Genomic DNA, 24,226 nt, shown 5'->3' with positions numbered 1-24,226 from the left:
TAGGATTTTTATCATTGCAAATTCTGCCCATTGGCGCGGCGCATGCACAGGATGCAGCAAATGCTGAATTCAGAGATTCTGCCGCAGCGACTGAGGCGAGGCGTTGCGAATCGGATAAGTATCCGCTTATATGATCGCATGACCGCGCCCGAGATCTTCCAGGCCCTGGCCGATCCGACCCGCCGCGCCGTGTTCGAGCGGCTGGCCGACGGTGAGCTGAGCGTGACCGAGCTGAAGGCCGGCTTCGCCGTGTCGCAGCCGGCGATCTCGCAGCATCTCGCCGCTCTGCGCCGGGCCGGGCTGGTGGCGGAGCGGCGCGACGGCCGCTTCGTCTACTACCGGGCGGCGCCGGAAGGCCTGGCGCCGCTGGCCGGCTGGATCGACCGCTACCGCGCCTTCTGGCCGGACAAGGTGGCGCGCCTCAAGACCCTGCTCGAGGACATGGATGATGAGTGACCCGAAGCCGGACGATGCGGTCGTCGTCGACTGCGACCTGGACCACCCGCCGGAGAAGGTGTGGCGGGCACTGACCGAGCCGAAGCTGCTCGGCGCCTGGCTGCTGCCGAACGACATCGAGGCCGAGCAGGGGAAACGCTTCACCCTGCGTAATGGTCCGGGAACGGCCCAGCCGATCGACTGCGAGGTGCTGGCGGCGGAGCCGCCGCGGCTGCTGCGCTACAGCTGGCGCGGCCGCGACGCGGATGCCGCCGGCCGGAAACTGGACACGGTGGTGACCTTCACCCTGGACGGCACCGCGGCGGGCGGTACCCGGCTGTGCATCGTGCACAGCGGCTTCCGGGCCGAGGCGCTGCCCTGGACCGGGACGCCGGCGCCGCGGCGGGGGCGGCGCCCCGCGACGCGTCCGCTGATGAAGGCCTCCGCGGTCGGCGGGAGGCTGCGATGGGCGGCGTGAACCTGGTGCCGATGGTGGTGGAGCAGTCGGGCCGCGGCGACCGCGCCTTCGACATCTTCTCCCGCCTGCTGCGCGACCGGATCGTGTTCCTAAACGGCCCGATCGACGACGGCGTTTCGGCGCTGATCTGCGCCCAGCTGCTGTTCCTGGAATCGGAGGACCCGCGGAAGGAGATCGCGATGTACGTCAACTCGCCCGGCGGGGTGGTGAGCAGCGGCCTCGCGATCTACGACACGATGCAATACATCAAGAGCCCGGTGTCGACCGTATGCATGGGCACGGCGGGGTCGATGGGGGCCTTCCTGCTGATGGCCGGGGCGCCGGGCCGGCGCATCGCCCTGCCCAACGCCCGGGTGGTGCTGCACCAGCCCTCCGGCGGCTTCCAGGGTCAGGCCTCGGACATCGAGCGGCACGCCGAGGACATCGTGAAGCTGAAGCGGCAGTTGAACGGGATCTACGCCCGGCACTGCGGCCGGAGCTATGACGAGGTCGAGCGCACCCTCGACCGCGACCGCTTCATGACCGCCGCGGAGGCCAGGGACTGGGGCATCGTCGATCATATCTTCGCGCATCGGGAGGATGTGGCTGCTTAGAGCCGAGCGGCGGTTCTGCGTTGCCTCTCCCGCCTGGCGGGACCTTTTCAGAATGACTTCCACCCTTCCGGTATAGACTTTTTATCCTCCCCCTCCCCTTGCGGTCTACGGGATGCACGAAAGTGATTTGCGTGTGGAGGGAGGTGTGATTCAAGGCGAAGTCAAGCCGAGAGGAGACTTTGCCGTGACGTTTGGGCTGGGCGACATCCGGGTGGCAGCGCGAGCCGAGTGGTTGATCGAGCAGATCGTGGCGACGGGATCGCTGGTGGTGCGCGAGCTTGGCGGGACGCGGGCCGGAGAGATGGCGGTGCACCGGTTTTTGTCGTCGCCGTACAGCTCGGTGGAAGGGATCGTGGAGACGCTGGCGTCGCGGACAGCCCAGCAGTGTGTGGGGCGCCGGGTGGTGGCGATCCAGGATACGAGCGAGGTCAACTTCAAGGGTCGGGCGGCCAAGCGGCGCGGGCTGGGTCCTGGGGGCAACGGGAAGGACCCCGGCTTCTTCCTGCATCCGGTGATTGCGGTGGATGTGGAGGAAGAGGCGGTGATCGGCCTGGTCGGGGCCCAGATCTGGACGCGAGGCTCGGTGCCGGTGGGCGAGCGGCGTGGCCGGGCCCTGGCGGAAAAGGAATCGATGCGCTGGCACGACGGCTGCACCACCGCGGCCCGGGTGCTGGCCGAGGCGGCGGCGGTGACGATGATCGCCGACCGCGAGAGCGACATCTGGGAGCTGTTCACCGAGCGCCCGGACAATCTCGACCTGATCCTCCGGTCGGCGCAGAACCGCAGCCTGGCCGGCGGCGGCCGGCTGTTCGCCGCCCTGGACGATGCCCCGGAGCTGACGCGCCGCCGCATCCTGGTGCCGCCGAGCCGACCGGGCGAGCGCAGCCGTGAAGCGACCCTCGCGATCAAGGCGGGCAGCGTGCAGATCGCCCGTCCGAAGAGCCGCAAGGCCGAACCGGGCGCGGTGCGCACCGTAACCCTGACGCTGGTCCAGGCCATCGAGATCGATCCGCCCGACCCGAAGCAGGCCATCGCCTGGCGCCTGCTCACCACCCATCCCGCCGACGGCGCCGACGCCGCCACCGAGATCATCGATCTCTATCGCCTGCGCTGGCGCATCGAGCAGGTCTTTCGTGCCCTCAAGAGCGATGGCCTGGGCCTCGAAGACACTCAACTCGCCGATGCCGAGCGGCTGTTCATCCTCGCCGCCATGGGCTTGGCCGCCGCAGTCCGCACCCTGCAACTCGTCGATGCCCGCGACGGCAGCCCCAGGCCGGCCACCGACGTGGTCGATCCCGACCTCCTCGCTCCACTTGCCGCCATCTCTCGATCCCTCGAAGGCAACACCCCGCGCCAGAAGAACCCCCATGCCCCCACCAGCCTCGCCTTCCTCTCCTGGGTCACCGCTCGCCTCGGCGGATGGAACTGCTACGGCAAGCCACCGGGTCCCAAAACCATGCACAATGGATGGAAACGGCTCGCCCCTATGCTCCATGGCTATGCCCTCGCAACACAGGCAAAACTTCCGTGAATCCCGTAGCCCCTTGCGGTAGGGGGAGGGGGCTCTTTCGGCTCGACCTGGCCTGGATTGTCGGCAGACCAACGAACGGCAAGCTCCATTCACTGCCCATGCGCGCGCGGACGCGCGCAGACCCCTCCCCCTGCCCCCTCCCGCAAGGGGAGGGGGAGGATTAAAGGCATAGGTCGAGTCGAGCGGCTGTGTTCTGAAAAAGTCTCGCCTGGCGGGAGAGGCGACGCAATGAATTTTCAGGTCTTTCTTGCCGCGGCCAGCACCCGGTCGATGAAGGCGTCGGCGGCGCCGAGGTGGCGGGCGGGGTCGCGCAAGACGGGCCAGTCGACCGGGGCCGCGGACATCTCGGCCAGCAGGTCGAACAGGTGGCGGCCGGTGGCGGTCGCTTTCGCCGCCGCCTCCTTCACCAGGCGCTGCGCCTCGGGGCGCGGCATGTGGGCGGCGAGGGCGAAGCTGGCGGCCTCGGCCAGCAGCAGGCCGTGCGAGGCTTCGAACTGGTTTGCCATCCGCTCTGTGTTGACCGTCAGGCCGCCGACGACGGCCAGGGCATGGTTCAGCGCCGCGCCGGCGGCGACCGCCATCTGCGGCAGGGCCAGCCATTCGACCGGCCAGGCGGCGCCGTCGCGCTCATGCTCGTGCAGCATCGCCTGGTGCAGCTGGCCGGTGAGGCCGGCGTTGAAGCGGGCGAGGGCGACCAGCGTCTCCGGCCCGACCGGGTTGGATTTCTGCGGCATGGTCGAGGAGCCGCCGCCGGCACCGGGCCGCACCTCCGCCACCTCGGTCTGGGCCAGGAGGCACAGGTCGCGGCCCAGCTTGCCCAGCGTGCCGGTGACCAGCGCCAGCCAGCCGGCGAATTCGGCGATGCCGTCGCGCTGGCTGTGCCAGGGCATCGGCGGCACGGCGAGGTCGAGGATCTCGGCCAGCGCCGCCTCGACCCTGGTGCCGTGCTCGCCCAGCGCGCCGAGCGTGCCGCTGGCACCGCCGAAGGAGAGCAGCAGCAGGCGGGGCTTGAGTTCGGCGAGCCGGTCGCGGTCGCGCAGCAGCGGCGCCAGCCAGCCAGCTGCCTTCAGGCCGAACGAGGTCGGCGTCGCCTGCTGCGACCGGGTGCGGCCCGGCATCACCGTGGCGCGATGGGCGTCGGCGAGGCTGGCCAGGGCCTCGATCAGCGCCGTTAGCCGGGTTTCCAGGATCGCGATCACCCGGCGCAGCCGCAGCACCAGGCCGGTGTCGAGGATGTCCTGGCTGGTGGCGCCCCAATGCACCGCCTGGGCCGCTTCCTCGCCCGCCGAGACGGCGACCGCCTGGCGCAGTGCCGCGACCAAAGCGGGCACCGGCACGCCGTCCTCGGCCGTCTTCGCCGCCAGCGCCGCCGGGTCGGGGTCGAGCGCGCCGACGGTCGCGGCGATGGCGCTGGCGGATGCAGCCGGGATCACGCCGCAGCGCGCCTCGGCCTCGGCCAGCGCGCCCTCGACCCGCAGCATCGCCCGTAGCGCCGCCTTGTCGCTGAACAAGAGGGCTGTCTCGGCATCGGAGAGGAGCGGGGCATACAGGGCGGAATCGAAGGGTGAGACGGTCATCTTCTACTCAAGCTCATCGTCGCTATCGGAAACGGCCTCGCGCCCGAACCTGTCTCTGAATTTTTGGCTGATCTGCTGGTGCCAATTGTCCTCATAGAGCGGATTCATGCCTTCGGCCGTCAGCACCAGGTTCGCGAACAGGCGGTCCGTGATCGTGCCGTGCTCGCGGAGAAGGTCGGCGCCCGACAGTCGGTTGCAGAAGCCCAGTCCGACGCAGAGGTCGCCGAGAAGGAAATCGAGATCCTGCGCTAGGGTGCGCTGGCGCGTGGTTCTCCCCGATTTCCGGTATCGCTTCGACATCGTGCGACGTTGGCGCATCGCCTGAGTGTCGGCAAGCTCGCGTCGCTTCTCCCGCCGATCAGATCGCTTCGTTGCGCGAGCCCAACCTCGTCATTGCGAGCGCAGCGAAGCAATCCATGGGTCAGCACGAGCGGCGGCATGGATTGCTTCGTCGGCTTCGCCTCCTCGCAATGACGGTGAGGGGTTCAGACCGCTTCCAGTGCCAGGGCGATGCCCTGGCCGACGCCGATGCACATGGTGGCGAGCGCCCGCTTGCCGCCGCCGAGGCTCAGCTGCAGCGCCGCGGTGCCGGCAAGGCGGGCGCCGGACATGCCGAGCGGGTGGCCGAGCGCAATGGCGCCGCCGTTCGGGTTCACCTGCGGCGCATCGTCGGGCAGGCCGAGGTCGCGGGTCACCGCCAGGGCCTGGGAGGCGAAGGCCTCGTTCAGCTCGATCACGTCGAAATCGCCGATCGACAGGCCCAGCCGCGCCAGCAGCTTGCGGCTGGCCGGGGAGGGGCCGAAGCCCATGATCCGCGGCTCGACGCCCGCCACGGCGCCGCCGAGGATGCGGGCGATCGGGGTCAGGCCGTGGCGCGCCGCCGCTTCCTCCGACGCCACGATCAGCGCCGCGGCGCCGTCATTGACGCCGGAGGCGTTGCCGGCGGTGACGGTGCCGCCCTTGCGGAACGGGGTGGGCAGGGCGGCCAGCTTGTCCAGCGAGGTCTGACGCGGATGCTCGTCGCGGTCGACCACCACCGGCTCGGCCTTGCGCTGCGGGATGGTCACCGGGACGATCTCGCGCGCCAGGCGGCCATTGGCCTGGGCGGCCAGCGCCTTCTGCTGGCTGCGCAGGGCGAAGCCGTCCTGGTCGGCGCGGGTGATGCGGAACTGCTCGGCCACGGTCTCGCCGGTCTCCGGCATCGAGTCCGTGCCGTAGAGCTCCTCCATCCGCGGGTTGACGAAGCGCCAGCCGATGGTGGTGTCGTAGACGGCATTGGATCGGGAGAAGGCGCTCTCCGCCTTCGGCATGACAAACGGAGCGCGCGACATGCTCTCGGCGCCGCCGGCCAGCATCAGCTCGGCCTCGCCGGCCCTGATCGCCCGGGCGGCGATGGTCACGGCGTCGAGGCCGGAGCCGCAGAGGCGGTTGAGGGTCGAGCCGGGGATCCCGGCCGGCAGCCCGGCCAGCAGCAGCGCCATGCGGGCGAGGTTGCGGTTGTCCTCGCCGGCCTGGTTGGCGCAGCCGAGGACGACGTCGTCGACCGCCTCCCAATCCACCTTAGCGTGACGCTCGACCAGCGCCTTCAGCGGGATCGCGGCGAGGTCGTCGGCGCGGACGGCGGACAGGGCGCCGGCATAGCGGCCGATCGGGGTGCGCAGATAGGCGCAGATATAGGCGTCGCGGCTCATGCGGCCTCTCCATGGGCGATGCGAGTGCGCTCCTTCAGGTCGCGCAGCGTCTTCAGCTCGAGCGCCGAGGGCGGCGGGGTCTGTTCCAGGTTATCGGCGAAGCGGACGGTCCAGCCGCAGGTCTCCTGCACCTGGTCGCGGGTCGCGCCCGGATGCAGCGAGACCACGGTGAATTCCTTCGTCACCGGATCCGGCCGCCAGACGGCGAGGTCGGTGACCAGCAGGGTCGGCCCCTTGGTGGTGACGCCGTGGCGGGCGCGGTCGTCGCCGCCGGTGCCGTGGCCGAGCGAGGTGAAGAAGTCGATGGTCTCCACCATGCCGCGCTTGTTCTGCTTCATGGTGATGAAGATCTCGCCGCAGGAGGTCGCGATCTCCGGCGCGCCGCCGCCGCCCGGCAGGCGGACCGTGGGCTTGCGGTAGTCGCCGATCACCGTGGTGTTGATGTTGCCGAAACGGTCGAGCTGGGCGGCGCCGAGGAAGCCGACTGTGACCCGGCCGCCCTGCAGCCAGTAGCGGAACATCTCCGGCACCGAGACGGTGGTGACGGCGGTGTCGCACAGATCGCCGTCGCCGATCGACAGCGGCAGCACCTCCGGCGCGGTGCCGATCGTGCCGCTCTCATAGATCAGGGTGATGTCCGGGGCGTGGGTCAGCCGCGCCACGTTGCAGGCGGCGGACGGTGCGCCGATGCCGACGAAGCAGACATCGTCGTTGCGCAGCGCCCGGGCCGCCGCGATGGTCATCATCTCGTCGGGGGTGAAGTCTGAGGTCATCTCACACCGCCAAGTGCTTGAACACTTTACAACTGTCATGCCCGGGCTTGACCCGGGCATCCAGGGAATGTCGATGCCGCGCCGGGTGGCCCCTGGATCGCCGGGTCAAGCCCGGCGATGACAATAAAAGAGAAAGCCGGTCCTTCACCCTCAGACCCTCCCGCTCAGCGTCGCGACTCGGCCGGCGAAGGCGTCTGGGCCGCTGTCGATCACGTTGGTCTTCATCCAGGCCAGGAAGCCGTCGCGGTCGGTCGCGATCTTGTCCCAGGCCAGGTAGAAGGCGTTGTCGCGCGGGTAATAGCCATGGGCGTAGGAGGGGTGGGCGCCGCCCGGGACATGGATGATCGAGGTCACGGTCCAGCGCGGCAGCACGCAGGCATTCGGGTGGACGTCGTCGAAATCCTCGACGATCGCCTCCACCGTCACCACCGACCGTTTGGCGGCCAGCACCGCCTCCTTCTGCACCCCGACGATGCCTTCGATCAGCACGTCGCCGCGGCGGTTGGCCTTCTGGGCGTGGATGAAGGACACATCCGGGCGGATCGCCGGCACGGCGGCCAGGGTCTCGCCGGTGAAGGGGCAGGTGACCGATCTGATGTTCGGGTTCACCTCGGCCAGGCCGGCGCCGCGATAGCCGCGGAACACGGCGCAGGGCAGGCCGGCCGCCCCGGCCTCATAGGCATTGGCCATGGCGGCGTGGGAATGCTCCTCGATCTCGACCGGGTTCGGCCAGCCCTTCTCGATCGCGTCGCGCACCCGGCGCAGCAGGCCGACGCCGGGGTTGCCGGCATAGGAGAAGACCAGTTTGGCGGCGCAGCCCATGCCGACCATCTGGTCGTAGACCAGGTCGGGCGTCATCCGCACCAGCGTCAGGCCGCGCCGGCCCTGGCGGATCGCCTCATGCGCGGCGGCGTGCGGGATCAGATGGGTGAAGCCCTCGAAGGCCGCGGTATCGCCGTCATGGAGATTGTCGGCGACGGCCTCGGCCAGGGTCTGGAATTTTGCCATGGGTCAGATCTCGAAGAAGACGGTCTCGCCGTCGCCCTGCATGCGGATGTCGAAGCGGTAGCGGCCGGGGCCGTCGCTCTGCGCGATCAGGGTGCCGCGGCGGGACTCGGGCACTGCCAGCAGCACCGGGTCCCCGGCGTTGGCGGGTTGGTCGGGAAAATAGATGCGGGTGAAGCAATGCACCAGCAGGCCGCGCATGAAGACAATGACGCTGAGATGCGGCGCCTGGCCCGGCCCTGGCGCGCCCGGCTTGATCGTATCGAAGACGAAGCGACGCTCGGGATCCGTGCCGGTGCCGCAGCGGCCGAAGCCGGTGAATCCGTCATTGGCGGTGCGCTGCGGGCCCGGGAACACACCCTGGGAATCCGCCTGCCAGATCTCGACCAGCGCATCCTCGATCGGCTGGCCGGCGCCGTCCAGCACCCGGCCGGTGAGGCGGATGCGCTCGCCCGGCACGGCGTCGCCGGCGATGGTGCCGTCGGCGATCTGCGGGAAATCATAGCCGTATTGCCGCGGCGTCAGGCCGTAGGCGAAGAAGGGGCCGACCGTCTGCGACCCGGTCTGGAGAAGCTTCGGCACGATCAACCCTCCATCGGCGTCGCCAGGCGCCCGCGCAGCACGATGTCGAATTCGTAGCCCAGCGCGACTTCCGGCTCGGTGAGGTCGAGGCTAAAGGCGGCGACCAAGCGCTCGCGCCCGGCCGGGTCGGGGATGCTGTTGAACATCGGGTCCAGCGTGTGCAGCGGGTCGCCGGGGAAGTACATCTGCGTCACCAGCCGGGTGGCGAAGGCCGGGCCGAACAGCGAGAAGTGGATGTGCTGCGGCCGCCACGCGTTGGCGTGGTTGCGCCAGGGATAGGCGCCCGGCTTGATCGTCAGGAAGCGGTAGCGGCCCTCGGCATCGGTGACGCAGCGCCCGGCGCCCAGGAAGTTGGGGTCCAGCGGCGCGTCGTGCTGGTCGACCTTGTGGATGTAGCGGCCGGAGGCGTTGGCCTGCCACAGCTCGACCAGCGTGTTCGCCACCGGCCTCGCGTCCTCGTCCAGCACCCGGCCGGCGACGATGATGCGCTCGCCCAGCGGCTCGCCGTTGACCCGGCCGTTGCGGGTCAGGTCGGCCTCGCCCGCCAGGGCCGCGGGGAAGGACGGGCCCTGATGCTCGGAGAGGGCGCCGGAGAGCGGGAGCAGCTTCTGCGACGGGGCGCGCAGCACGGTCGAGCGGTAGCCCTCGTAGAGATGCGGCGGGTGGATGCGCCAGTCGCGCGGCTGGAAGCTCACTTCTGTTCCTCCCGGTCGACGCCGTCGCGTTCGGCGAAGACTTGCTTGGCGGTGGCGAAGGCCGCGTTGGCGGCTGGCACCCCGGCATAGACCGCGACATGCAGCAGCGCCTCGCGGATGTCCTCCGGCGTCGCGCCGGTGTTGGCGGTGGCGCGGATATGCATCGCCAGCTCCTCATGATGGCCCAGCGCGGCCAGCAGGGCGATGGTCAGCATCGACCGCTCGCGATGGGTCAGCTGCGGCCGGCTCCACACCCCGCCCCAGGCGCCGCGGGTGATGAACTCCTGGAACGGCGCGTCGAATTCGGTTGTGCGGGACTGGGCGCGGTCGACATGGGCGTCGCCCAGCACGGTGCGGCGCACCGCCATGCCCTGGTCGTAGAGCGGGTCAGCCATGCCCCACCTCCTTGTCGACTCCCTCCTCGACGAAGTCGCGGATCAGCCCGGCCAGCAGCTCCGGCGCCTCGACGCAGGGCAGGTGGCCGGCACCGGGGATGTCCTGGTAGCGCGCGCCCGGGATCAGGGCGGCGAGGGACCGCACCAGCTCCGGCGTGGTGGCGATGTCCTCGGTGCCGCACAGGCACAAAGTCGGCACGGCCACGGCCCGGACCGCCGCGGTCATGTCGCCGTCGCGCAGCGCGGCGCAGGCGCGGATGTAGCCGTCGGCCGGGGTGCGGCTGAGCATGGTGCGGGCGATTGCGACCAGGTCCGGCCGCCTGGCCCGGAAATCCGCCGAGAACCAGCGCTCCATCGTCGCCGCGGCGATGCTGCCGACGCCGCCGGCCTCGACCCCGGCGATCCGCGTCCGCCAGGCCTCGGCCGTGCCGATCTTGTGGGCCGTGTCGCACAGGACCAGCCGTTCGACCAGGTCCGGCCGCAGCCGGGCGAGGCCGAGCGCGATCATGCCGCCGATCGACAGGCCGACAACCGTCGCCCGGCGGATGCCGCTGGCTTCGAGCAGCGCGGCGAGATCGGCGGCATGGGCGTCGATGCTGTCGCCGCCCTCGCTGGTCGACAGGCCATGGCCGCGCTTGTCGTAGCGCAGGGTCCGGTGATCGGGGAATTGCGGCACCACCGCATCCCAGATGCGGAAATCGGTGCCGACCGAGTTGATGAAGACCAGGACGGGCGCGTCGCGCGGGCCCCTGTCCTCGACATGCAGCACGATGCCGTTCGCCTTGACCGCGTCCATCCCTCGCCCTTGGCCCTCGTCCCTGGTTCCGCCCGGGTGTCGTGCCGCACTGTGCGTCGCCGGCACGGTTATGTAAAATGAGGAATTCGCCGCAAAACATAACCTGGAGAGTATGGTGGAGCGCGACAACGCCGGCGCGATCGAGCGGCGGATCAAGCTGCGCCACCTGCAATGCTTCCTCGAGGCGGTGCGGCTGCGCAGCGTGGTGGCCGCGGCCGACGCGCTGGGGATCAGCCAGCCGGCGGTGTCGAAGACCCTGCGCGAGCTGGAGGAGGCGCTGGGCGCGCCGATGTTCGACCGCAGCCGCAAGGGCGTGGTGCTGACGCCGTTCGGCCGCACCTTCCTGCACCATGCCGGCACCAGCGTCACGGCGCTGCGCCAGGGCATCGAGAGCGTGGTGCGGGCACGGGCGGCGGGGGAGGAGCTGCTGCGCGTCGGCGTGCTGCCGACCGTGGCCGGGCAGATGATGCCGGCGGCGCTGGAGCGGTTCCGCACCGCCTGTCCCGGCGTGGTAGTGCGGGTGGTGGACGGGCCGAACCAGATGCTGCTGGGCCAGTTGCGCGTCGGCGGGCTGGACCTCGTGCTCGGCCGGCTGGCGGAGCCGGAGCAGATGACCGGCCTGTCCTTCGAGCATCTTTATTCCGAGCGCATCGCCTTCGCCGTGCGGCCCGGCCATCCGCTGCTGTCGCGCCCGTCCCTGGCCATCCGCGACATCAGCAGCTTCCCGGTGATCGCGCCGCCGCCCGGATCGGTGATCGGGCCGACGGTCGACAAGCTGCTGATCGCCGCCGGGGTGGGGGCGCTGCCCGACCGGATCGAGAGCGTCTCCCCCACCTTCGGCCGCTCCTACACCCGCCGCACCGATGCGGTCTGGATCATCTCGCGCGGCGCCGTGGCCCAGGATGTGGCGGAGGGCGTGCTGGCCGAGCTGCCGATCGACGACGGCGATTCGACCGGCCCGGTCGGGCTGACCATGCGGGCCGAGGTGCTGCCAACCGATGCCGGCCGGATCTTCATGGCCATGGTGCGCGACGCCGCGCGGGAGGTGCGGGGTACCTGAAAGGAGGATAATGATCCGGCCCGGTGCCGGCCGTGCCCTGTGGTAGGCTCGTGCCGTTCGGAAAGGGTGCCGAACCCGTATGACGTGAGCCGCCACTTGCTTCCACGCAGACAGGGAGACCGCCCATGGCCATGAGGCCCGACCCGACCTTCCACGCCTCGCCGAAGCTGGCGATGGAAGCGCCGCCCGAAGATTTCGCCTACACGCTGCTGCTCAGCCCGGACGCCTCGCAGCCCGACGCGCTGGCAGTGATCGACGTCAAGCCCGGCTCGCCCAATTACAGCCGGATCGTCCACACCGTGGCGATGCCGCACAAGGGCGACGAGTTCCATCATTTCGGATGGAACGCCTGCTCCTCTTCGCTGTCGCCGCTGACCGGCCACGCCTTCCTGGAGCGGCGCTATCTGATCATCCCGGGCATCCGCTCGTCGCGGATCTATGTCGTGGACACCAAGCCGGACCCGACCCAGGCGAAGATCCACAAGGTGATCGAGCCGGAGGAGGTGTTCCGCAAGACCGGCTATTCCCGGCCGCACACCGTGCATTGCGGGCCGGACGGGATCTATGTCTCGACCCTGGGTGGCGGCGGCAAGGACGGCACCGACGGCCCGCCAGGCATCTTCATCATGGATTGCGAGAGCTTCGAGGTGCTGGGCCGCTGGGAGATCGACCGCGGGCCGCAGGAGCTGCATTACGACTTCTGGTGGAACCTGCCGCGCGACTACATGGTCAGCAGCGAGTGGGGGCTGCCGCCGCAATTCGAGAACGGCATCGTGCCGGAGGACCTGCTGGCCAACAAATACGGCCACCGGGTGCACTTCTGGGACCTGCGCGCCCGGCGCAACGTCCAGACCATCGATCTCGGCGCCAACCACCAGATGGCGCTGGAGATCCGGCCGGCGCATGACCCGGCGAAGGAATATGGCTTCCTCGGCGTTGTGGTCGACACCACCAACCTGGAAGGATCGATCTGGACCTGGTGGCGCGAGGGCGGCCGGTTCCACATCGAGAAGACGGCGACGATCCCGCCCGAGCCGGCGGAGGCCGACCGGCTGCCGCCGCTGCTGAAAGGGTTCGGCGCGGTGCCGCCGCTGGTGTCCGACATCGACCTGTCGCTGGACGACCGCTTCCTCTACGTCTCCTGCTGGGGCACCGGCGAGATGCGGCAATACGATGTCGGCGACCCGCGCAAGCCGAAGCTGTCCGGCTCGGTCCATATCGGCGGCATCGACCGGCGCACGGCCCATCCGAACGGCAAGGCCTGTACCGGCGGGCCGCAGATGGTCGAGATCAGCCGCGACGGCAAGCGGGTGTACTGGACCAACTCGCTGTACTCGACCTGGGACGACCAGTTCTATCCGGACGGCGTGCCCGGCGCCCAGGTGATGGCGCAGGCCGGGCCGGATGGCGGGCTGGAGCTGGCCAAGGATTACTGGGTCGAGTTCCCGGACGGCTACCGGGCGCATCAGGTCCGGCTGCAGGGCGGCGACTGCTCGACCGACAGCTTCTGCTACCCCTCGGCCTGACGATGCCGGAGGCGGCCGGCCTGTGGCTGGCGGTGGTGGCGAGCGGCCTCTATCACGGGATCAACCCCGGGATGGGCTGGCCGCTCGCGGTCTCGGCCGGGCTGATGGAACGCAGCCCGCGCGCCCTGGTGGCGGCGCTGGGGCCGCTCACCATCGGCCATCTGCTGGCGATGGCGGTGGTGATCCTGCCCTTCGCCCTGCTGGTGACGCTGGTGGTGTGGCAGCAGCCGATCCGGATCGGCGCCAGCCTGCTGGTGATCGGCTTCGGCGTGTTCCGCCTCGTCAACCGGCGCCACCCGCGGGCGCTGGCGCGGATTCGGCCGACCCAGCTCGGCCTGTGGTCCTTCGCGGTGGCGACGGCGCATGGCGCCGGGTTGATGCTGGTGCCGATCTATCTCGGCCTGTGCCGGGCCGCCGGCACCGACCAGGCGGCCGGGACGCTGATCGGCGGCGATTTCGGCATGGGCGTGCTGGTCGCCGTCGTCCACTCCCTGGCCATGGTCGCGGCCGGCGGCGCCTTCGCCTGGCTGGTGTACCGGACACTCGGCCTCAAGGCGGTGGCGCGCAGCTGGTTCAACCTCGACGCGGTCTGGGCCGGCAGCCTGATCCTGGTCGGCGGCCTGTCGCTGGCACTCGCGCTGCACGGCGGGATGTGACTCGATTCTCAGACCAAATGTGAAGACCCGCCCTTCCGGCGCGCGGCAGCGTTGCGCGACAAGCCCTTGTCCCGGATCGCGGTTTGGGCCGAAGCTTGACTCGTTTCTCATCATCCCCGCGGGGGCGGGCAGCGCTCGACCGGCACCATCGCCCAGGCGGCATGGCGCGGGCCGGGCCGTGCCGCGTTTGAGCGAGACCGTTCGATGTCGTTCGTCAGCAGGATCACCGGCACCGCGTCCCGCCGCGCCATGCCGGCGCCGGGCTTCGTCGAGTTCGTCGGCCTGATCGCCTTCATGATGGCGCTGATCTCGCTGTCGATCGACAACCTGCTGCCGGCCTTCGGCGCCATCCAGGCCGATCTCGGCATCGCCGACGCCAATTCGCTGCAATATGTGCTGACCGCCTACATGGCCGGCTTCGGCGTGATGCAGCTGGTCTACGGCCCGGTCTCCGACGTCATCGGGCGGCGGCCGACGCTGATGATCGGGCTGACGATCTACACCTTCGGCAGCATCCTGGCGATCGTCGCCCATGGCTTCGAATGGCTGCTGATCGCGCGGGTGGTGCAGGGCATGGGCGCTGCCGCGGCGCGCGTGCTGACCGTCACCATCGTCCGCGACCGCTACTCCGGCCGCGAGATGGCGCGGGTGATGTCGCTGACCATGATGGTGTTCATCATCGTGCCGATCCTCGCCCCGGCGATCGGCCAGGGCTTCCTGTTCCTCGGCGGCTGGCACGCGATCTTCGTCAGCATGCTGGTGCTGGCCCTGGTGCAGATCGTCTGGTTCAACCTGCGCATGCCCGAGACGCTGCATCCGGAATACCGCAGGCGGTTCTCGCCGGCGCAGATCGCCGGCGCGGCGCGGCGCTGCGTCACCACCCGCGTGTCGATCGGCTACGCCACCGCCATGGGGCTGATGATGGGCGCGCTGATGTCCTATCTCGGCTCGTCCCAGGCGATCTTCGAGACCGATGTCTATGGCCTGGGCACCTATTTCCCGATGGCCTTCGGGCTGATCGCGATGGTGATGGGCTTCGCCTCCTTCCTCAATTCGCGCCTGGTGCGCCGGCTGGGCATGCGGCGCCTGTCGCACACCGGCATCCTGGGCTTCGTCGCCGTCGGCGCGCTGCAGGTGATCTTCGCCTTCGCCTTCGACGGCAAGCCGCCCCTGTTCCTGTTCGGCGTGGTGCTGGCCGCCAACATGTTCCTGTTCAGCCTGACCGTGCCGAACTTCAACGCCATGGCGATGGAGCCGCTGGGCGACGTCGCCGGCACCGCGTCGTCGGTGTTCGGCAGCTACACCACCATCGTCAGCGCGGTGCTGGGCGCCATCGTCGGCCAGGCCTTCGACGGCACGGTGGTGCCGCTGGCCTTCGGCTATTTCGGCCTCGGCCTGCTGGCGCTGGTGATCGTGCTGTGGACCGAGCGCGGCCGGCTGTTCGTGCCGCACCACCCCGACCCCGTCCGCTGAGGGTTTCCCTCGGGGCTGGGCGGGCTAATTCTGTCCCCTACTTCCCCGATGCGGAGACCGTGAGATGCGCCAGCAGACCTCGTTCCTGTTCGACCTCGACGGCACGCTGGTCGACAGCGTCTACCACCACGTCATGGCCTGGCGCGAGGCGCTGGACGCCGAGGGCATCGAGCTGTCGGTCTGGCGCATCCACCGCAAGATCGGCATGAGCGGCGGCCTGTTCACCAACATGCTGCTGCGCGAGACCGGCCTGGACATCAGCGACGAGCGGGTGGAGCGGCTGCGCCGCCGCCACGCCGAGGCCTACAACCGCCATCCGGAGCAGAGCGTGCCGCTGCCCGGCGCGCGCGAGCTGCTGGCCTGGCTGACCGAGGCCGGCATCCCTTGGGCGATCGCCACCAGCGGCCGGATGGAAACGGCGCGCCCGGTGATCGAGAATCTCGGCGTCGATTTCGACAAGGTGCCGGTCGTCACCCGCGACCAGGTGAAATACGCCAAGCCCGACCCCGACCTGTTCCTGGCCGCTGCCGAGAGGCTGGGCGTGCCGATCGAGCGCGCCCATGTCGTCGGCGACAGCGTCTGGGACATGCTGGCGGCACAGCGGGCCCGGTCGCTGGGCATCGGCTTCCTGTCCGGCGGCTACGGCCAGGACGAGCTGGAGCGCGCCGGCGCCTACCGCGTCTTCGAGGACCCGGCCGACATGCTGCTGCATATCGACGAGGTCGGCGGCAGACGCTGAGACCGCCTGATACTGCTACTGGCGCGGCCGTCTGACGGCGGTTTCCGCGCTTCCGGTGCTCACGGACCTATGTCCGCTGCGCTCCGGTTCTCGAAACCACCGCCAGCCGACTCACGCCAGCGCAGTCTCAGACGATCTCAGAGTGATCCAGGGGGACGCACAGCCGTAAGCGATCCGTAAGTCGGGACCGGCCAGGATTTCCGTCAGCCGCAATGGGCGGCGGGGACCTGGAGGGATCGACATGCTGGCATTGCTCGACGAACCGGCCCTGGAGCGGGACGACGCGCTCGGGGCGCTGGACCGGCTGGCCCATGGCGTGGCGCTGGTAGCGCCCGGCGGGCGCGTCCTGTTCCTGAACGGCGCGGCCGAGGACATCGTCGGCGCCCGCGACGGGCTGGCGATTGGCCCGGGCCGGGTGCTGCGGCTGGCGCGGCCGGCCGAGGACACGGCGCTGCAGCGGCTGATCACGCAGGCCGTGCCGGGCTGCCTCGCCGTCAGCCGGCCCTCGGGCGCGCGGTGCTATGCGGTGCAGGTGGCGCCGCTCGGCTCCGTGCTGCGGCCGGCGGACCGTCCTCCGGCGCCGGCGCTGCTGATGATCCTCGACCCCGATTCCGGGCCGGAGCCGCGGCCGGCGACGCTGCAGCGCCTGTATGGCCTGACCGCGGCCGAGGCGCGGGTCGCGCTGCTGACCCTGCGCGGCGCCGGGCTGCGTCCGATCGCCGAGGAACTGGCGGTCTCGGTCTCTACCGTCCGCATCCATCTGCAGCGCGTGTTCGAGAAGACCGGCACGCATAGGCAGGCCGCCCTGGTGCGGCTGCTGCTGGGCGCGGGGCTGGTCGCCGGCGGATAGGACCCCAAGCCGCAGCATCAAGACGAAGCCCATGAGCCTCTATTAAGCTCGCATTTCAAAATTTAGCTTGAGCTACATTTGAGTCGATGCGAGCATTCCCAGGCACCGACGATGTGATGGGAGAGGCTGATGCTGAGGGTTCGGAGCGTGCTGGCGGCGGCACTGGTGTTCGCAGGCGTGCTGGCGGCCGGGAGCGTCTCGGCGGAGAGCGCGCGGCCGAAGCGGATCGTCACCACCTTCACCATCCTGCAGGACATGGCCCAGCAGGTGGCCGGCGACGCCGCGATCGTCGAATCCATCACCAAGCCGGGGGCGGAGATCCACGACTACGACCCGACGCCGCTGGACGTGGTCAAGGCGCAGGATGCCGACCTGGTGCTGTGGAACGGCCTGGGCCTCGAGCGCTGGTTCGAGAAGTTCTTCCAGGGCGTCAGCGACGTGCCGAGCGTGGTGGTGACCGACGGCATCCAGCCGGTCTCGATCACCGACGGGCCCTACACCGACAAGCCGAACCCGCACAGCTGGATGTCGCCGACCAATGCGGTGATCTATGTCGAGAACATCCGCAAGGCGCTGGTGGCGCTCGACCCGGCCAACGCCGCCATCTACGACCGCAACGCCGCCGCCTACACCGCCGAGCTGAAGGCGTTGGACGCGCCGATCCGCAACGCTCTGGCGAAGATCCCGGCCGACCAGCGGATGCTGGTCAGCTGCGAGGGCGCGTTCTCGTACCTCGCCCGCGACTACGGGCTGAAGGAAGGCTATCTCTGGGCGGTGAACGCCGATGAGGAGGGCACGCCGCAGCAGATCCGCAGGGTGATCGACACGGTGCGCCGCGACCATGTGCCGGTGGTGTTCTGCGAGAGCACGGTCAACGACAAGGCGATGCGGCAGGTGGCGCAGGAGACCGGCGCCCGCTTCGGCGGCACGCTGTATGTCGACAGCCTGACCACCGGGGACGGGCCGGCGCCGACCTATCTGGCCATGCTGCGCTACAACGCCAGGCTGATCCAGGACGGGTTCAATGTCGGCCAGTGACGCGCCCTCCATTGCAGTCTCCGGCATCACCGTCCGCTACCGCGCCGGCAACGTCGCGCTGAGCGACGTGTCGCTGACGCTGGACCGGCCCAGCATCTGCGGCCTGATCGGCATGAACGGCAGCGGCAAGTCGACCCTGTTCAAGGCGATCATGGGCTTCGTCGACCCGGCCGCCGGATCGGTCTCGATCTGCGGCCGGCCGGTGGCCTGGGCCCAGAAGGCCAACATCGTCGCCTATGTGCCGCAGACCGAGGAGGTTGACTGGAGCTTCCCGGTCTCGGTCCGCGACGTGGTGATGATGGGCCGGCAGGGGCGGATGGGCTTCCTGCGCATCCCGTCCGCCGCCGACCGCGCGGCGGTGGCGGCCAGCCTGGAGCGGGTGGGCATGCAGGATTTCGCCGGCCGCCAGATCGGCGAGCTGTCCGGCGGCCAGCGCAAGCGGGTGTTCCTGGCCCGGGCGCTGGCGCAGGAGGCGCGGATCATCCTGCTGGACGAGCCGTTCACCGGAGTCGACGTCAAGACCGAGCGCGCCATCACCGGCATCCTGGCCGGGCTGCGCGACGCCGGCCACCTGATCCTGGTATCGACCCACAACCTGGCCAGCGTGCCGGAGTTCTGCGACCAGGCGGCGCTGATCAACCGCAGCCTGATCGCCTTCGGCCCGGTCGAAGCGGTGTTCACCGCCGACAACCTGGCCCGCACCTTCGGCGGCGCGCTGCACCAGCTGCCCTTCGGCCTGACCGGCGTGGCGGAGCCGCGGCTGCGGGCGGCGGCGGGATGACCGGGCTGCTCGACCTGCTGGCCGAGCCCTTCGGCTACCAGTTCATGGTCAAGGCCATCCTCGGCGGCGGCGCGGTCGGCGCGGTCTGCGCCGTCCTGTCCTGCTTCGTCACGCTGAAGGGCTGGTCGCTCTTAGGCGACGCGCTGTCCCACGCCGTGGTGCCGGGCGTCGCCATCGCCTATCTGGCCGGCGCGCCCTTCCTGCTCGGCGCCGTGCTGTCCGGGCTGTTCGCGGTGCTCGGCATCGGCGCCATCGAGCGCGCCACCAAGCTGCGCAGCGACGCGGTGATCGGCGTGGTCTTCACCGCCTTCTTCGCCCTCGGCCTGCTGCTGATCTCGCTGTATCCCAGCAACCTGCGGCTGACCACGATCCTGTTCGGCAACCTGCTGGGCATCGCCGATGCCGATCTGTGGCAGCTCTTCGCCGTCGGCGCCGGCTGCCTGCTGGTGGTGGCGGTGAAGTGGAAGGACCTGCTGCTGTACTGCTTCGACGCCCAGCACGCCCGCGCCATCGGCCTGCCGACCGGGCGGCTGCACCTGCTGCTGCTCGGCCTGCTGTCGCTGACCGCGGTGGCGGCGCTGCAGGCGGTGGGGGCGCTGCTGGTCGTCGCCATGCTGATCACCCCCGGCGCCACGGCTTTCCTGCTGACCGACCGCTTCCCGCGCATGCTGGTGCTGGCCGCGGTCATGGGGGCGGCGACGGCGATGGCCGGCGCCTATGCCAGCTACTTCCTCGACGGGTCGACCGGCGGGCTGATCGTGCTGGCGCAGACCGGCCTGTTCCTCCTGGCGCTGGCCCTGGCGCCGAAGCACGGGCCGCTGCGCCGGGTGACGGAATGAACGGTTTCCAAACCCGATCGCCTGGCCGGCCCGAACCAATCAATCCTCCCCCTCCCCCCGCGGGAGGGGGTAGGGGGAGGGGGTGTCGATCGAAGGGAACCGGTCTCGGCCATCCGGGATCGTTTTGCAGTCGCGTCGATCGTTTGACATCGATCCCGGCGGTGCCAAACCCCTCCCCCAACCCCCTCCCGCAAGGGGAGGGGGAGAGTGAAAATATCGACGCAGGAGAGAGAGGCGCTCTTCCGCGGGAGTGCTTGAGCCCGGCCACGGGAGGAGGCAGATGACCTTCCTCCTGTCTCTCCTCGAGGCCGCGGCCGAGCCGCTGCGGCACGGCTTCATGGTCGAGGCGATGCTGATCGCCGCCTTCGTCGGCACGGTCTGCGCCGTCCTGTCCTGCTTCGTCGTGCTGAAGGGCTGGGCCCTGGTCGGCGACGCGGTCTCGCACGCCGTGCTGCCCGGCATCATCCTGGCCTATGTCGCCGGGCTGCCGATGTCGCTTGGCGCCGTCGCCAGCGGCATGGCCTGCGTGCTGTCGGCCGGCGCGATCGAGGCGCGCTGCCGGGTCAAGAGCGACGCCGTGCTCGGCATCGCCTTCACCGGCTTCCTGGCGCTCGGCATGGTGCTGCTGGTGGCGACGCCGAGCGACATCCACTTCATGCATGTGCTGTTCGGCAACCTGCTGGGCATCGAGCCGGCGGACAGGATCCAGACCCTGGCGGTCGGCTCGGTCACGCTCCTGGCCGTGCTGCTGCTGCGCAAGGACCTGATCCTGTTCTGCTTCGACCCCGGCCAGGCCCGGGTGATGGGGATCTCGCCGCGGCGGCTGGAGCTGATCCTGCTGCTGCTGGTGGCCGCCACCATCGTCGCGGCGCTGCAGGCGGTCGGCGTGGTGCTGGTGATGGCAATGCTGGTGACGCCGGGCTGCATCGGCCTGCTGCTGGCAGACCGCTTCGGCCGGGTGATGGCAGCGGCGGTCGCCTCCGCGGTGCTGTCGAGCGTGCTCGGCACCCTGCTCAGCTTCTGGCTCGACGGCGCCACCGGCCCGTCGATCGTCGTGGTCCAGGCCCTGCTGTTCGCCCTGGCCTTCCTGTTCGCCCCGAAGAACGGGCTGCTGCGGCGGCAGGTGGCGGCGGGGTAGGGGAACCCGGGCTATCTCCTCGGATGGATCAGCAACCACCGGCCTGCAAAGGATGGAGAGCCGCCATTGCCGGATGAGCGATGATCATTCGCCGGATGCGTCGTCCACGAGACGACCCGGCGCGCTATGCTTCGCCATGCGCATGCCGCGCCGGATCGGAGGGAGCAAACCGAGATGGACGTCGCCGGCCTGGTTCTTCCCGTGTTCGCGATCATCGTCACCGGCTGGCTGGCCGGCTGGTCCGGCTACGTCTCGCGGTCTCTGGCCGATGGGCTGGTGCATTTCGCCTACAACGTCGCGATGCCGGCGTTGCTGATCGTCACCATCGCGCAGGAGCCGGCGCGCAACCTCCTGCAATGGCGCTTCCTGCTGGCGTTCGGCGGCGGTTCCGCCCTGTGCTTCGCGCTGGTGTTCCTGGCCGTTCGCGCCGGGCGCGGTCTCGCCAGCAGCACGATCCACGGCATGGCCGCGGCGATGACCAACACCGGCTTCGTGGCTCTGCCGATCCTGCACTCGATCTACGGCCAGCCCGCCGTCCTGCCCGCCGCCATCGCCACCGTGTTCGTGGCGGGGGTTATGTTCCCGGCGGCTGTCATCCTGCTGGAACGCGAGCGGCACGGCGGGCGGTCCGTACGCCCGGCCGCCCTGGCGAAGCAGATCCTGCTCAATCCGATGGTGCTCTCCACCCTGATCGGCTTGGCCGGGGCGATCGCGGGACTGCCGATCCCGGCCCCGGTCGCGGCCTATCTCGCCATCTTCGCGGCGGCGCTCACGCCCTGCGCGCTCTTCGCCATCGGGCTCGGCCTGTCGGTCGACGGGCTGCGCGCGAACCTCCGGGTGTCGTTGCTGCTCGCGGTGGTGAAGCTGGTGGTCATGCCGCTGATCGTCTACGGCCTGTGCCTGGCGACGGGCCTCGACCCGCTCTACACCATCGCCGCCGTGGTCTGCGCCGCCGTGCCGACGGCGAAGACGGTCTATATCCTGGCCGGCGAATACAAGGTGGAGGAGCCGCTGGTCGCCGCCACGGTCTCGATCACGACGCTGCTGTCGGTGCCGACACTGCTGATCTGGCTCTATGCCTTGTCCGGACCTGTGGCGCGGGCGGGGTGAGGCGCGGCTCGTGATCGGCCGCAATGCCGCCCACAGATGCAAGAGAGACGGGCCGCCTACCTCTTTGCGGCGAAGCGAGAGATGGCACTGCGCACGCTCGGGGGCAGGTCGTGGCCGTCCAAACCCTTGACGATGACCATAGCCGCCTCACGTTCGGATTCGTGCGCCGTCCAGAAGACGTCAGGGGCCTGCAGCACGTTCTGTAGCAAGTCGCCGGGGAAGAAATCTCCGGACAGGAGCGGATCGTCGCGCAGGCGCTCCAGGGCCAGCCGTACCAGCCATTCCAGCCATTCCAGCCCGATCTGCTGGCCGATGGCGAGGCGAAGCTCCTCGTCCGACAACGAGCGGATCGGCTTCTTCCGCAGGGCTTGGCTGGTTTGAACGACGTAAGAGTCGAAGTCGGAATGGGGCCAGATATCCCCGTCCAACTGCTCCACCGTGAGGTCGAGGGCACGCTCCCACCGGCGCCGGGCGAGGCCCTGCCTGTCCCTATCCCGCCGGGGGTCCTTCCTGTCGGATCTCATCTGCGCAACCTGTTCCGCAATGCGGCACCTCACGACTCTCCGGCAAGAAGGGGTTCGAAGGCAATCGGGAGCGCGAGCATCGACAGGCTTTCGGGCCGTCCCCGGGGGTAGCGATCGCCTTACTCGTCCACCGCCGCCAGCGCCCTGTCGGTGAACCCCCGGTGGCACTCGCGCAGGCGGCGCTGCTCCTCCGGCGCCAGGCCCCAGCCGGGCAGGCCGGCGATCGGGCGCAGCGCTGCCCATAGGTCCCAGATGGGGAGGGCGGCCGTGTCGACCGCGGACAGCGCAAGGTAGCGGCGGGTGAGGGCGGCCATGGCGTCCTCGCCGAGGGCGATGAACAGCTCCAGCCGGGCATTGGCCAGGTCGGCCAGCGGGTCGCCGACGGCGGCATCCTCCCAGTCGATCACCGCCTGCAGCCGGCCGCGGCGCCACAGCAGGTTGCCGGGCCAGACATCGCCATGCAGCAGCGCGGGCGGGTTGCGGCGGGGCGGGGGCCAGGCGGCCAAAGCCGCGCGCAGGCGGGATTCGGCCAGGGTCTCATCCGGCTCGGGCCGATGCTCCCTGATCAGCGCCGCCGCCTGCTCCTCCTGGAGCGGCAGGAATGCCACGTCGGCCGCCGGCACGCGGTGGATCGCGGCCAGCGCTTCGGCCAGCTGGCGCATATGGTCGTCCAGGTCGGCCGGCACATCCTCCGGGTCGCCGTCGACGAAGCTCTGCAGCAGCCAGGGCGTGGGCAGGATGTTGCCGCTGGTGTCCAGGTGCAGCGGGGTGGGCGCGGGCACGCCGGCCGCCTGCAGCACCTGCAGCAGCCGGAACTCATGCGCCGCGATGTCCGGGTCGCGCGCCAGGTCGGCGGCGCCGTGCCGGCGCAGCACCACGGTCCGGCCGTCCGGAGGCGCGAGCTCCAGCGCCGTCACCCGGGCCGAGACGCCGCCGGCAAGCGGCTGGGCGGCCAGCAGGCGGGCGCCGGGCGCGACCTGCCGGAGCAGGCACGCGAGAGCGCCGGGATCCTCCACCTACCGGCCCAGCGCGATGGCCGAGCCGGTGAAGGGCACCACCGCCGTGTAGCCCGCCGGCGTCGGTGAGACTGGCGCGCCCGCGGCCGTGCCGAACTGGGTGACGCCCCGGCCGAGATGCTCGGCGATGTCGTGGCGGCCGCCGCCGAAGTCGAAGGGCGTGCTGGCGACCAGGCGGGCGGAGAACACGTTGGTGCCGACCAGCGACACCGCCGTGGTGCCGTCGGGCTGGGTGACGGTGGTGCCGACCACCAGGCTGGCACGGCGGAAGGTGGCGATGCAGTCGCCCCGGGCGAAGGAGGCCGGGTCGTCGAAGGTCCCTTCCGGCCGGCGCTGCAGGTAGATCGAGAACTCCCCGACCGGATCGACCCCGAGCTTCAGCGCGCCATTGTCGACGCCCCTCGCCTGGAACGGTTTGGCGGCGAAGGTGAAATGTGCGGTGGTCTCGCCGCGCGGCCCGTCGAACAGCGGCACGTCGAGGAAGGGCAGGTGCAGGAAATAGCCGTAATCCGCCACCGGGCCGTCCGGCTCGGCCTGGTAGAAGCGGCCGGTGACATACCAGGCGAGCTCGGCGGGGAGGAGGGAGGGCATGGGGTGGTCCTTGGGTCGGGATGGGGTAAGAGAGACTTAGCATGAGCGGCGTGGCTCGGCGCAGGTGGAAGGCTTGCCTGACGCCGCCCCGGAACGCCGCGACTTCTAGGATTCACGCCAGATCCACGGCGCCATGCTGGCGCGGTGCCACGGTCTCGATCCGTTCATCGATTCCAACCTGCAACTCGACCACCGTCTGGGACAGAGGAGCGGCGCCGCGAGCTAATCGCGTTGTCGATGTATTCGGCCGCCGATTTGCTTAAGAATATGGAAGTCACTCCATCTTCCGACGATATCATCGGGGGATGACTCTCCTCGGCTGCCGAGGCGCCGT

27 protein-coding genes are annotated in these 24,226 nt (G+C 70.0%); 15 read left to right on the top strand and 12 right to left on the bottom strand.

The features are described 5' to 3' along the window. Positions 1–138 precede the first annotated feature (138 nt). From QFZ27_RS32145 to QFZ27_RS32130, 4 genes are all read left to right on the top strand, one after another. Positions 139–456, top strand: coding sequence for an ArsR/SmtB family transcription factor (locus QFZ27_RS32145; protein WP_429230529.1), 318 nt, complete (start codon positions 139–141; stop codon positions 454–456). Then, on the top strand, positions 449–913 hold the full coding sequence (locus QFZ27_RS32140) for an SRPBCC family protein (RefSeq protein WP_429230528.1): 465 nt from the start codon (positions 449–451) through the stop codon (positions 911–913). Before QFZ27_RS32145 ends, QFZ27_RS32140 begins: the two co-directional genes overlap by 8 nt. Further along, positions 901–1,506, top strand: a complete 606-nt coding sequence (locus QFZ27_RS32135; RefSeq protein ID WP_429230527.1) for an ATP-dependent Clp protease proteolytic subunit — start codon at positions 901–903, stop codon at positions 1,504–1,506. The genes QFZ27_RS32140 and QFZ27_RS32135 overlap by 13 nt, the downstream gene beginning before the upstream one ends. Before the next feature lie 184 nt (positions 1,507–1,690). Continuing rightward, a complete protein-coding gene (locus tag QFZ27_RS32130) occupies positions 1,691–3,037 on the top strand; it encodes an IS4 family transposase (RefSeq protein WP_429224333.1) in 1,347 nt (448 codons plus the stop codon). 236 nt (positions 3,038–3,273) lie between these two features. On the opposite strand, the gene QFZ27_RS32125 is transcribed toward QFZ27_RS32130, so the two are convergent. From QFZ27_RS32125 to pcaD, 9 genes are all read right to left on the bottom strand, one after another. Beyond that, entirely contained in the window at positions 3,274–4,614 is a 1,341-nt protein-coding gene (locus QFZ27_RS32125; protein ID WP_429230526.1) for a 3-carboxy-cis,cis-muconate cycloisomerase, read from the bottom strand. Positions 4,615–4,617: 3 nt separating this feature from the next. Further along, entirely contained in the window at positions 4,618–4,932 is a 315-nt protein-coding gene (locus QFZ27_RS32120; RefSeq protein WP_429230525.1) for a hypothetical protein, read from the bottom strand. A gap of 167 nt (positions 4,933–5,099) precedes the next feature. After that, positions 5,100–6,305, bottom strand: a complete 1,206-nt coding sequence (gene pcaF / locus QFZ27_RS32115) for a 3-oxoadipyl-CoA thiolase (RefSeq protein WP_429230524.1) — start codon at positions 6,303–6,305, stop codon at positions 5,100–5,102. Further along, positions 6,302–7,078 (bottom strand): CoA-transferase subunit beta, encoded by a 777-nt coding sequence (locus tag QFZ27_RS32110; protein WP_429230523.1) that lies wholly within the window; start codon positions 7,076–7,078, stop codon positions 6,302–6,304. The genes pcaF and QFZ27_RS32110 overlap by 4 nt, the downstream gene beginning before the upstream one ends. 150 nt (positions 7,079–7,228) lie before the next feature. Further along, a complete protein-coding gene (locus tag QFZ27_RS32105) occupies positions 7,229–8,086 on the bottom strand; it encodes a CoA transferase subunit A (protein WP_429230522.1) in 858 nt (285 codons plus the stop codon). A 3-nt stretch (positions 8,087–8,089) separates the two neighbouring features. After that, the gene (pcaG, locus tag QFZ27_RS32100; RefSeq protein WP_429230521.1) at positions 8,090–8,665 is read right to left on the bottom strand and encodes a protocatechuate 3,4-dioxygenase subunit alpha; all 576 of its coding nucleotides are present in this window, start codon (positions 8,663–8,665) and stop codon (positions 8,090–8,092) included. A gap of 2 nt (positions 8,666–8,667) precedes the next feature. Next, entirely contained in the window at positions 8,668–9,360 is a 693-nt protein-coding gene (gene pcaH / locus QFZ27_RS32095; RefSeq protein ID WP_429230520.1) for a protocatechuate 3,4-dioxygenase subunit beta, read from the bottom strand. Continuing rightward, a complete protein-coding gene (pcaC, locus tag QFZ27_RS32090) occupies positions 9,357–9,755 on the bottom strand; it encodes a 4-carboxymuconolactone decarboxylase (RefSeq protein WP_429230519.1) in 399 nt (132 codons plus the stop codon). Before pcaC ends, pcaH begins: the two co-directional genes overlap by 4 nt. Beyond that, positions 9,748–10,551 carry a 3-oxoadipate enol-lactonase gene (gene pcaD, locus QFZ27_RS32085; RefSeq protein ID WP_429230518.1) on the bottom strand — a complete coding sequence of 268 codons (804 nt, stop codon included), beginning with the start codon at positions 10,549–10,551 and terminating at the stop codon, positions 9,748–9,750. Before pcaD ends, pcaC begins: the two co-directional genes overlap by 8 nt. Positions 10,552–10,666: 115 nt before the next feature. On the opposite strand from pcaD, the gene pcaQ reads away from it, so the two are divergent. The 11 genes from pcaQ to QFZ27_RS32030 all read left to right on the top strand — a co-directional run bounded on the left by pcaQ (position 10,667) and on the right by QFZ27_RS32030 (position 21,761). Beyond that, on the top strand, positions 10,667–11,611 hold the full coding sequence (gene pcaQ, locus QFZ27_RS32080; RefSeq protein ID WP_429230517.1) for a pca operon transcription factor PcaQ: 945 nt from the start codon (positions 10,667–10,669) through the stop codon (positions 11,609–11,611). A gap of 125 nt (positions 11,612–11,736) precedes the next feature. Continuing rightward, a complete protein-coding gene (locus QFZ27_RS32075) occupies positions 11,737–13,137 on the top strand; it encodes a selenium-binding protein SBP56-related protein (RefSeq protein WP_429230516.1) in 1,401 nt (466 codons plus the stop codon). Positions 13,138–13,139: 2 nt separating this feature from the next. After that, the gene (locus QFZ27_RS32070) at positions 13,140–13,793 is read left to right on the top strand and encodes a hypothetical protein (RefSeq protein ID WP_429230515.1); all 654 of its coding nucleotides are present in this window, start codon (positions 13,140–13,142) and stop codon (positions 13,791–13,793) included. A 204-nt stretch (positions 13,794–13,997) separates the two neighbouring features. After that, positions 13,998–15,266, top strand: coding sequence for a multidrug effflux MFS transporter (locus QFZ27_RS32065; protein ID WP_429230514.1), 1,269 nt, complete (start codon positions 13,998–14,000; stop codon positions 15,264–15,266). A 64-nt stretch (positions 15,267–15,330) separates the two neighbouring features. Further along, positions 15,331–16,005, top strand: a complete 675-nt coding sequence (locus QFZ27_RS32060; protein WP_429230513.1) for an HAD family hydrolase — start codon at positions 15,331–15,333, stop codon at positions 16,003–16,005. A gap of 241 nt (positions 16,006–16,246) precedes the next feature. After that, complete coding sequence (locus QFZ27_RS32055) at positions 16,247–16,855, top strand: helix-turn-helix transcriptional regulator (protein WP_429230512.1); 609 nt, start codon at positions 16,247–16,249, stop codon at positions 16,853–16,855. A gap of 129 nt (positions 16,856–16,984) precedes the next feature. Continuing rightward, the gene (locus tag QFZ27_RS32050; protein WP_429230511.1) at positions 16,985–17,893 is read left to right on the top strand and encodes a metal ABC transporter substrate-binding protein; all 909 of its coding nucleotides are present in this window, start codon (positions 16,985–16,987) and stop codon (positions 17,891–17,893) included. Next, complete coding sequence (locus tag QFZ27_RS32045; protein ID WP_429230510.1) at positions 17,880–18,674, top strand: metal ABC transporter ATP-binding protein; 795 nt, start codon at positions 17,880–17,882, stop codon at positions 18,672–18,674. Before QFZ27_RS32050 ends, QFZ27_RS32045 begins: the two co-directional genes overlap by 14 nt. After that, complete coding sequence (locus tag QFZ27_RS32040; RefSeq protein ID WP_429230509.1) at positions 18,671–19,513, top strand: metal ABC transporter permease; 843 nt, start codon at positions 18,671–18,673, stop codon at positions 19,511–19,513. Before QFZ27_RS32045 ends, QFZ27_RS32040 begins: the two co-directional genes overlap by 4 nt. A 280-nt stretch (positions 19,514–19,793) precedes the next feature. Then, on the top strand, positions 19,794–20,651 hold the full coding sequence (locus QFZ27_RS32035) for a metal ABC transporter permease (protein ID WP_429230508.1): 858 nt from the start codon (positions 19,794–19,796) through the stop codon (positions 20,649–20,651). 174 nt (positions 20,652–20,825) lie between these two features. Further along, complete coding sequence (locus QFZ27_RS32030) at positions 20,826–21,761, top strand: AEC family transporter (RefSeq protein WP_429230507.1); 936 nt, start codon at positions 20,826–20,828, stop codon at positions 21,759–21,761. Positions 21,762–21,817: 56 nt separating this feature from the next. Here QFZ27_RS32030 and QFZ27_RS32025 read toward each other — a convergent pair whose 3' ends face one another. The 3 genes from QFZ27_RS32025 to QFZ27_RS32015 all read right to left on the bottom strand — a co-directional run bounded on the left by QFZ27_RS32025 (position 21,818) and on the right by QFZ27_RS32015 (position 23,892). Then, complete coding sequence (locus QFZ27_RS32025; RefSeq protein ID WP_429230506.1) at positions 21,818–22,198, bottom strand: contact-dependent growth inhibition system immunity protein; 381 nt, start codon at positions 22,196–22,198, stop codon at positions 21,818–21,820. A 206-nt stretch (positions 22,199–22,404) separates the two neighbouring features. Continuing rightward, positions 22,405–23,301, bottom strand: a complete 897-nt coding sequence (locus QFZ27_RS32020; RefSeq protein ID WP_429230505.1) for a phosphotransferase family protein — start codon at positions 23,299–23,301, stop codon at positions 22,405–22,407. After that, positions 23,302–23,892: a hypothetical protein gene (locus QFZ27_RS32015; RefSeq protein WP_429230504.1), complete on the bottom strand. Its 591-nt coding sequence runs from the start codon at positions 23,890–23,892 to the stop codon at positions 23,302–23,304. Positions 23,893–24,226: the final 334 nt, after the last annotated feature.

Origin of the sequence: Inquilinus ginsengisoli, from assembly GCF_050434925.1 — a bacterium.
GTDB lineage: Bacteria > Pseudomonadota > Alphaproteobacteria > DSM-16000 > Inquilinaceae > Inquilinus > Inquilinus ginsengisoli_B.
Note: the sequence above shows the minus strand (reverse complement) of the source record. Positions and strands in the feature narration are given on the sequence as shown.